Here is a 7,449-nt window from a genome sequence, read left to right as displayed (position 1 = left end):
GTATAACACTTTTGGCTTACCTTTATGGATATGCTATTGGCTACAGCTTCTTCAGAAAAAGCTATGTGCTTAGTTAATTTCTCACCCGACGTATAACAAATTATAATAACTCTTATGAAAAAATCAAGTAGAAAATCCAAACTTAGACCCACCTCTTCTATGGTTAAACAGGCATTATTCAACATATTGGGAGATATAGAAGAAAAGCTGTTTATAGACCTATTTGCTGGAAGCGGTCAGATAGGTTTTACGGCAATGGAAAGAGGAGCCAAGGTAATTTTTGTGGAAAAAAGCAAAAAGTTAGCCCAATTAATAAAGGAAAAAGGCGGTGATGTAAGAGTTTCTGATGCTATAAAATTTTTAGAGTCCTTTGAAGGCGCACCGGATATAATTTTTGCAGATCCTCCATACGACTATCAAGATTACAAAAAACTGATAGAAATTTCGCTTAGAAAACTGGCTAAAGGAGGTATTTTTATACTTGAACATAGAAAAAATCAAAACTTTGGAGCAGAAAAGGTAAAAACTTATGGAGATACAGTCCTGTCTATTTGGAGGAAGGAATATGATTAGTGTGGTTTATCCGGGCACCTTTGATCCTCCCCATCTGGGACACCTTGACATAGTCAAAAGAAGCTGTGCGCTGTTTGAGAAGGTAGTGGTAGCCATAGCAAAAAATCCAAGAAAGCATATTTTGTTTGACCTTGAAGAAAGGCTGGAAATGTTCAGAGTCATGGTCAAGGAAATGGGTTCAAAGGTAGAGGTCAAGGGTTTTGATTGTCTGCTTGTGGATTTTATGAAAATGGAGGGTATAAACGTAATAGTCAGAGGTGTTAGGCTCTTTACCGATTTTGAATACGAGCTTCAAATAGCCTTAAATAACAACAAGCTTGCAGGCGTAGAAACCATATTTATGATGCCATCCCAGGAATACATACACATAAGTTCAACCATAGTAAGGGAAATAGCCAGTTATTGTGGTAAGTTGGAAGGTTTGGTCCATCCTTACGTTGCAAAAAAATTAAAAGAAAAGTTTGGCTGTCCTTAACCTTTACACTCCACCCCTTCCCTTTCTATGTATTCCTTCATCTTCTCAAAGGCTATATCCCCAGTTACTAAGTCCTTTAGATCCCTTTCAAGGTTAGTGGGTTTTATTATGGCTATCCAACCTTCTCCGTATGGATCCTCGTTTATAAGCTCTGGCTCGTCAAAAAGTCTTTCGTTTCTTTCCACTATTTCCCCTTCTATAACCGCAGGTATAGGGCCTGTCCATTTACCACTTTCCAAAGAGGCAATGGGCTTTCCCTTTGGCACGTGCTTGCCCGGAGGTTTTATCCTTACATTTACCATCTTACCTGCCCTCGTTTGTCCTATGTCCGTTGCCCCAACACGGACTAAACCATTCTCTTCTATCTTATACCACACTTGATTTTCTATATCGTAGTAAAGTTCCTCCGGTATCTTACACCCTTTGTATGTTTTCATGACGGAAATATTTTAACCGCATAAATTAATACAAACATATGATTTTTAGCAATAGGCAGGAGGCAGGTAGGATCCTTGGTGAGTGGTTAAAGAATAAATTGAAAAATGAAGAAAGATGTATGGTCCTTGGCATACCCAGAGGGGGAGTGGTTGTAGCAAAAGAAGTTGCAAGACTTTTGGGCTGTCCCTTAGGAGTTCTAATAGTCAGAAAGCTCGGTGTTCCCGAAAATCCAGAATTAGCCTTTGGTGCTATAGACCCAGACGGGGAAATACACTTGAACAAAAGTACAGTGGAGTACTTTGGGCTAACGCCAAATATTATACAGAAAGTTGCACAAGAAGAGCTGAAAAAGATAAAGGAGAGGGAGAAAAAATTTGAAAAGGGCTTGATATCCCAATTTGAAGGTATGGAGTTTATAGTGGTGGATGATGGTATAGCTACGGGTATGACCGTAGAGGCTGGGGTAAAGTATCTAAGAAGGAAAGGTGCCAAAAGGATAATAGTAGCAGTGCCTGTTTGTCCAAAGGAAACTGAAGAAAGATTGAAAAACTATGCAGATGAGGTCTACTGTTATCGCTCTACCACGCATTCCCCTTTTGCGGTAGGAATGTTTTATAGGGATTTTAGGCAGGTGGAAGATGAGGAGGTTCAAAACATATTGCAATAATGCAGGTCCAGACCTATATTATAAAGTTTTGAGTAAAGGAGGTAAGGAATGATTAACAGAAGTCTTATGAAAAAGCTTATCTCCTTGGGAGAAAAAGGATATGTTACTTACGACGAGTTGAACGAGGCCTTAGGTGATAGCCTGATTGACACAGAACTTTACGAAGAGGTAATGGATTTCCTCCAAGAGAGAGGAATCAAGCTTCTTGAAACCGAAGAAGAGACTAAAGAAATAACAAGGGACGAGGATTTCTTGGTATCTACCGATCACCTTTTGCAGACCTCAAAGGACGGCGATCCCGTAAGGCTATATCTTAGAGAAATGGGAAAAATACCGCTTTTAACAAGGGAAGAGGAGATAAAGTATGCTAAGCAAATAGAGATGGGTAGGAAGATAATGAGAAGGGGGCTTCTGAGAACTTCCTTTTTGGTGGAGAGGGTTTTGAGAGAGTGGGGCAATGTATGCAACGGCAAGCTAAGGGTTCAGGACATCATGGACACCTTTGACGAAAGCAAAACCGTGGAAGAATACGAAGAATCACACGAGCAATTAGAAAGACAGTTTATAGAAAAAGGCTTAGAATTAGCAAAAGCTTACAAAGATGCGCTTTACTGGAGGGATCTTTATCTGTCCTACAAGCTTCCTGAGTATAAGAAGGAATACCTGAAAAGGCACGCTAAAATGAACAGAATACTCAAAGAAATGAAGCTCAAATATTCAAAGTTTGAAAGGATAGCAGACGAGCTTCTAAACCTTTATCAAAAATACGCCAAAAAGATGAAAGAGTATGAACAGAGAAAAATAAAGCTTGAGAAGATCCATCCGGACATAGAGCAGTTAATAAAAGAGTGCGACTATAACGCAGACTTGCAGGCAAAGGCAGAAAGGGCAGGATATAACTTTGCAATGTTGCAGATGTTAAAAAGCGAGTTTTTGGCTATACAGAAAGAGCTTAAAGATTTAGAAAGAGAGCTTGGAATCATACCTGAAGAGATAAAAAGAGTAATACAGATAATAAAAGAAGGTAGGACAAAGGTTATTCAGGCAAAACAGGTAATGGTAAAGTGCAACCTTAGGCTCGTGGTTTCTATAGCTAAAAAGTATGTAAATAGGGGTTTGCCCTTCTTGGACCTTATACAAGAAGGTAATATAGGTCTGATGAAGGCGGTAGATAAATACGACTACAGAAAGGGATACAAGTTTTCCACCTATGCTACTTGGTGGATAAGGCAGGCGGTAACCAGGGCAATAGCAGACCAAGCGAGAACCATAAGAATACCGGTTCACATGATAGAAACAATAAACGACATAACCAAAGCCCACAAGAAGCTATTCCAAGAACTGGGAAGAGAACCGTTGGCAGAGGAAGTTGCCAAATACTTAGGAATACCCGTAGAAAAGACAAGAAAAGTTTTGAGAATATCCCAGGAACCAGTATCCTTAGAAACTCCTATAGGAGATGACGAAGATGCACATCTAAAGGACTTCATAGAGGACAGAAGTGTTCCTTCACCGGAAGAGGAAGCGACCAGAAGAATACTGAGGGAACAGCTGATAAAGGTTCTACAAACATTGAGCGAAAAGGAAAGGGAGATTTTGATGTACAGATACGGGCTTGTGGATGGTACAGAATACACCTTAGAGCAGATAGGTAAAATGTTCAACTTAACCAGAGAGAGAATAAGGCAGATAGAGAATAAAGCCATAAGAAAGCTAAGAGATCCTGCAAGGGCTAAGTATCTAAAGGACTTTGAACCCATATGACCTTTTGCTTATTGGTGGCCCTACGGGAAGCGGTAAGTCTGAGTTAGCGTGTGCCTTAGCTAAGAAGATAGACACAGAAATAGTAAGCGTAGATTCAATGGCGGTTTACAAGCATATGGACATAGGAACCGCTAAACAAAAAAACTGTGGTGTAAAACAGCATCTTGTAGACATCTTGGAGCCAGGAGAATACTTTGACGCTAAGATATTTGAAGAATTAGCCATAAAGGCTATAGAGGATATAAAAAGTAGGGGAAAAGTTCCAATTCTGTGCGGTGGCACTTACTTGTACTTTCAGGTTCTGCTATACGGTCTTGCATACACACCGGACCCAGATTGGAGTTTGAGAAAAAGGTTATACTATGTAGCTGAAAAAAAAGGTAGTGCATACCTTTACCAAAAGCTTAAAACAATTGATCCACTTTATGCAAAAAAAATCCATCCTAAGGATACAAGAAGAATTGTCAGGGCGCTGGAGGTGTTCCTTCAGACGGGCAAACCCTTTTCCTACTTTCACAGATGGCAAAGTCCAAGGTTTAGTTTTCTTGGGTTTTACATAAAGCGTTCTTGGGAAAGCTTAGCTAAAAGAATAGAGCAGAGGGTAAAAAGAATGGTGGAAGAAGGTCTTTTGGATGAAGTTAAGAGCCTTTTGGAGATGGGCTTTGAAAAATTTCTAACATCCCAGCAGGCCATAGGCTACAAAGAGCTTGTGCCATACTTTAAAGGGGAGATAACTTTGGAGAATGCGATAAAAAGGATAATAAAGAACACAAAAGAATACGCAAAGAGACAGATAAGGTGGTTTAGAAAGCAAGGATGGATAGAGGTTGATATGGATCGCATGACTCTCCAAGAAGGGGTAGATTTTATTCTAAAGGTTAGCTCAGAAACTGTTCAAAATCTCAAAGCAGGCTTAAATTAAACATCAAAAGTTTCTGGGGTGTATAGCTATGATTGAGAAACTCTTAGAAAAAACAAGTTTAAACAGAAGGGAAAAGTTGGCCTTTTTCCGCAGTATGCTTAAAAGGGAAATGGATGTGATGAACGAATACTGCAATCACGATCTTCCTGCAGAATATAGGGTAGAGTTTTGTCATCTGGAAAATGTGAAAAAAGTAAACATAGCTCGCCTTCTTCAGATTATAGAGTATTACGACCCGGATTTTATTAAGGTGTTGGCTAGCACAGACCCAAGAGTAAGGACGTTTATAGGATACTACTTTGACTTCCTGCGCAATAATCCTTACGGATACGAGGCGATAGAACACCAAAACCTATTTGGCAACTGGGATTACATAAAATACAAACTTAAGATACTCTTTCCCTCCCTTACTTTGGAGGAGATAGAAAACTTTAAGTTCAAGAGAAAGGAGTTTATAGAATACGTAATGGATAAGGTCGGGGAAAGCAGAGAATCTGTAGAGCTTAAGCTAAACAACGCCACTTGGTACGAATCGGTGCCTTACTTGGAGTTAGAAGAAGAGATGTCCAAAATGTGGCATCCAGAACCGGTTATGACCGACGAAGAGTGGAATTTCATAAAAAGGCACATAAAGGGTCGGAAAAACATATTCATAAGGGAAAACGGCACTGATAAGCTTGTGTATGTGGAAGTAGATATACCGGAGGAAGAGCTGGATAAATACAGAAGGGACAGGGAAGGGCTTAAAAAAATGCTAATGTCCAGATATAACATAGACGAAGATGGTGCAGAACAGATTCTAAGAAAGGCTGGATGGGAGTCAGAAACTTATCATATCATACCTCCTGTCCATACGGATGTGGTACTTGACTATGGAGAGGAAGCTAAGCCAACTCCAACAAAGAAAGAAGAGAAACAGAAAGTTTATTATGGGAATGTGGCAAACTTTATAAGACACATAGGTGGTCTAGAACTTGAAACTCTGAACTATTACGACCTTGTCTATGAAAAATTAGAAGAGGAGGTGCAGACAATACTTGACCGTATAATTCTAACCCACAGGAGAATCTTAGGAAAGCTATTTGGGATCTTTTACACCGCAGATCCTCTGATGGCAGAAACTATTCTAACCATAAGCCCCGAAAGGTTTGAATTTCTGAAAGAGCTAACAACAAAGGTTACCATAAGGGATAAAAAGTTTGACCTATATAGCAACAGCACCGCTTGGAAAATAGTAAAGCAGAGAATAACCTCCAGATTGCCGGAAGTTTCGGAAGAGGAGATAGAAAACTTCAAGGGCAAAAGGGCTGACTTTATAAAGTATGCTTCTCAAAAAACGGGCAAAAGGGAGGAAACCATAGAGATCATTCTTGATGAGTGTGGATGGACAAAGAGCGAAGAGATACCTCCTTTCCTCAGACAGATAGGTCCTTAATAGGTATCTTATGTTTTATGGCTTGGTATATGAGCAAGGTTGCCTTAGACTTGTTTAAAGTGTAAAAGTGCAGACCTGGCACACCGTTACTTAAAAGGTCTTCACACTGCTTTATGGCAAATTCCACTCCCCTTTTTGTAGTTTCCTCCGGATTGTCAGAATAAGGTTCCAAGAGCTCCACCAAGTTCTGTGGTATAGTTGCACCGCACATGATCGCAAACTTTTTTATCTGACTAAAATTGGTTATAGGCATAATGCCCGGTATGATAGGTATGTTTATACCTTCCCTTTGGCACCTTTCCACGAACCTATAATAGTAGGTATTATCAAAGAACATCTGAGTTATGGAAAAGTCAGCACCAGCCAAAACTTTTTCTTTGAAATGCTTAATTTCCCAGTCCATGTTAGGAGATTCTGGATGTTTTTCTGGATAGCTTGCCACACCTATGGAAAACCAATCACCGAAGTTTTCTCGTATAAACCTTACCAATTCTACCGCATATTTGCATCCTTTTGTAGAATCCTTTAAGCCATCCTTTGGAACATCTCCTCTGAGAGCCAAAATGTTTTCTATTCCTATATCTTTGTAATCTTGTAATATCTGCATTATTTCTTCCTTAGAATGCGCTATGCACGTTAGATGAGCCATTACGGTTATATTAGTTTCTGTGTGTATTCTCTTAGCTATGTTTCTTGTTCTATCCCTTGTGCTTCCGCCCGCTCCGTAGGTAACAGATACAAAGGTTGGTCTTATAGTTTCCAATTCTTTTATGGTTCTAAAAAGCTCGGCTTCACCTTCTGCAGACTTAGGAGGAAAAAACTCAAAGGATACACTAAATTCCCTCTTTAATATCTCTCCTATTTTCAAACAAAACCTCCGAAAAGTTTATCAGTCTTATTTTACACGGGATGGGAGATTTTAGGAATATCCCCAAAAGCTGTAGAAGACAGCCTAACTCTTCCGGATGTTCCTTTACAAATGCTTCTAACCTTTCCAAAAAGGGCTCAATTCCTGCGCTAACTTCCTTATTGGCCTTTACACTCTCTAAGGATTGATCTTTTAAAAGCCTTAAAGCCTTTATACACTTACTTATTAACTCGTCCTTACTTCTTCCGAAGGTAAGGTCAGTATAAGCCTGTGCTATGTTCAAAAAGAGCTCAAGGGCATGATACAT

The 7,449-nt window shown here is 39.6% G+C and carries 9 protein-coding genes; 6 read left to right on the top strand and 3 right to left on the bottom strand.

All coding sequences use genetic code 11. The features are described 5' to 3' along the window. Positions 1-114 precede the first annotated feature (114 nt). Together K217_RS0104180 and coaD are read left to right on the top strand one after the other, a co-directional pair. Positions 115-573, top strand: coding sequence for an RsmD family RNA methyltransferase (locus K217_RS0104180; protein WP_029551877.1), 459 nt, complete (start codon positions 115-117; stop codon positions 571-573). Further along, on the top strand, positions 566-1,048 hold the full coding sequence (gene coaD / locus K217_RS0104175; RefSeq protein WP_029551876.1) for a pantetheine-phosphate adenylyltransferase: 483 nt from the start codon (positions 566-568) through the stop codon (positions 1,046-1,048). Before K217_RS0104180 ends, coaD begins: the two co-directional genes overlap by 8 nt. Here coaD and gcvH read toward each other — a convergent pair. Then, complete coding sequence (gene gcvH / locus K217_RS0104170; protein ID WP_029551875.1) at positions 1,045-1,485, bottom strand: glycine cleavage system protein H; 441 nt, start codon at positions 1,483-1,485, stop codon at positions 1,045-1,047. The genes coaD and gcvH overlap by 4 nt on opposite strands. Positions 1,486-1,523: 38 nt before the next feature. Here gcvH and K217_RS0104165 point away from each other — a divergent pair, with 38 nt between their 5' ends. The 4 genes from K217_RS0104165 to K217_RS0104150 are packed head-to-tail and all read left to right on the top strand — an operon-like array spanning position 1,524 to position 6,274. After that, on the top strand, positions 1,524-2,153 hold the full coding sequence (locus tag K217_RS0104165; protein WP_029551874.1) for a phosphoribosyltransferase: 630 nt from the start codon (positions 1,524-1,526) through the stop codon (positions 2,151-2,153). Between the two features lie 48 nt (positions 2,154-2,201). Continuing rightward, positions 2,202-3,917, top strand: coding sequence for an RNA polymerase sigma factor RpoD (rpoD, locus tag K217_RS0104160; protein WP_029551873.1), 1,716 nt, complete (start codon positions 2,202-2,204; stop codon positions 3,915-3,917). Next, positions 3,904-4,839, top strand: coding sequence for a tRNA (adenosine(37)-N6)-dimethylallyltransferase MiaA (gene miaA / locus K217_RS0104155; protein ID WP_029551872.1), 936 nt, complete (start codon positions 3,904-3,906; stop codon positions 4,837-4,839). The genes rpoD and miaA overlap by 14 nt, the downstream gene beginning before the upstream one ends. Before the next feature lie 28 nt (positions 4,840-4,867). Next, positions 4,868-6,274 (top strand): hypothetical protein, encoded by a 1,407-nt coding sequence (locus tag K217_RS0104150; protein WP_029551871.1) that lies wholly within the window; start codon positions 4,868-4,870, stop codon positions 6,272-6,274. On the opposite strand, the gene metF is transcribed toward K217_RS0104150, so the two are convergent. Together metF and K217_RS0104140 are read right to left on the bottom strand one after the other, a co-directional pair. Further along, entirely contained in the window at positions 6,255-7,142 is an 888-nt protein-coding gene (gene metF, locus K217_RS0104145; RefSeq protein ID WP_029551870.1) for a methylenetetrahydrofolate reductase [NAD(P)H], read from the bottom strand. The two genes, K217_RS0104150 and metF, sit on opposite strands and share 20 nt — an antisense overlap. After that, the gene (locus K217_RS0104140) at positions 7,108-7,449 is read right to left on the bottom strand and encodes a hypothetical protein (RefSeq protein WP_029551869.1); all 342 of its coding nucleotides are present in this window, start codon (positions 7,447-7,449) and stop codon (positions 7,108-7,110) included. Before K217_RS0104140 ends, metF begins: the two co-directional genes overlap by 35 nt.

It is taken from the genome of Thermocrinis jamiesonii, from assembly GCF_000702425.1.
Taxonomy (GTDB): Bacteria; Aquificota; Aquificia; order Aquificales; family Aquificaceae; genus Thermocrinis; species Thermocrinis jamiesonii.
The sequence above is the reverse complement of the archived record's forward strand: the minus strand, read 5'-3'. Positions and strand labels throughout refer to the sequence as shown.

Excerpts from the sequence above, each read along its gene's own strand:
- K217_RS0104165 (WP_029551874.1), top strand. The coding sequence starts at position 1,524 with ATGATTTTTAGCAATAGGCAGGAGGCAGGTAGGATCCTTGGTGAGTGG.
- K217_RS0104150 (WP_029551871.1), top strand. The coding sequence starts at position 4,868 with ATGATTGAGAAACTCTTAGAAAAAACAAGTTTAAACAGAAGGGAAAAG.
- gcvH (WP_029551875.1), bottom strand. The coding sequence starts at position 1,485 with ATGAAAACATACAAAGGGTGTAAGATACCGGAGGAACTTTACTACGAT.
- K217_RS0104180 (WP_029551877.1), top strand. The coding sequence starts at position 115 with ATGAAAAAATCAAGTAGAAAATCCAAACTTAGACCCACCTCTTCTATG.
- rpoD (WP_029551873.1), top strand. The coding sequence starts at position 2,202 with ATGATTAACAGAAGTCTTATGAAAAAGCTTATCTCCTTGGGAGAAAAA.
- K217_RS0104140 (WP_029551869.1), bottom strand. The coding sequence starts at position 7,449 with ATGTATCATGCCCTTGAGCTCTTTTTGAACATAGCACAGGCTTATACT.
- coaD (WP_029551876.1), top strand. The coding sequence starts at position 566 with ATGATTAGTGTGGTTTATCCGGGCACCTTTGATCCTCCCCATCTGGGA.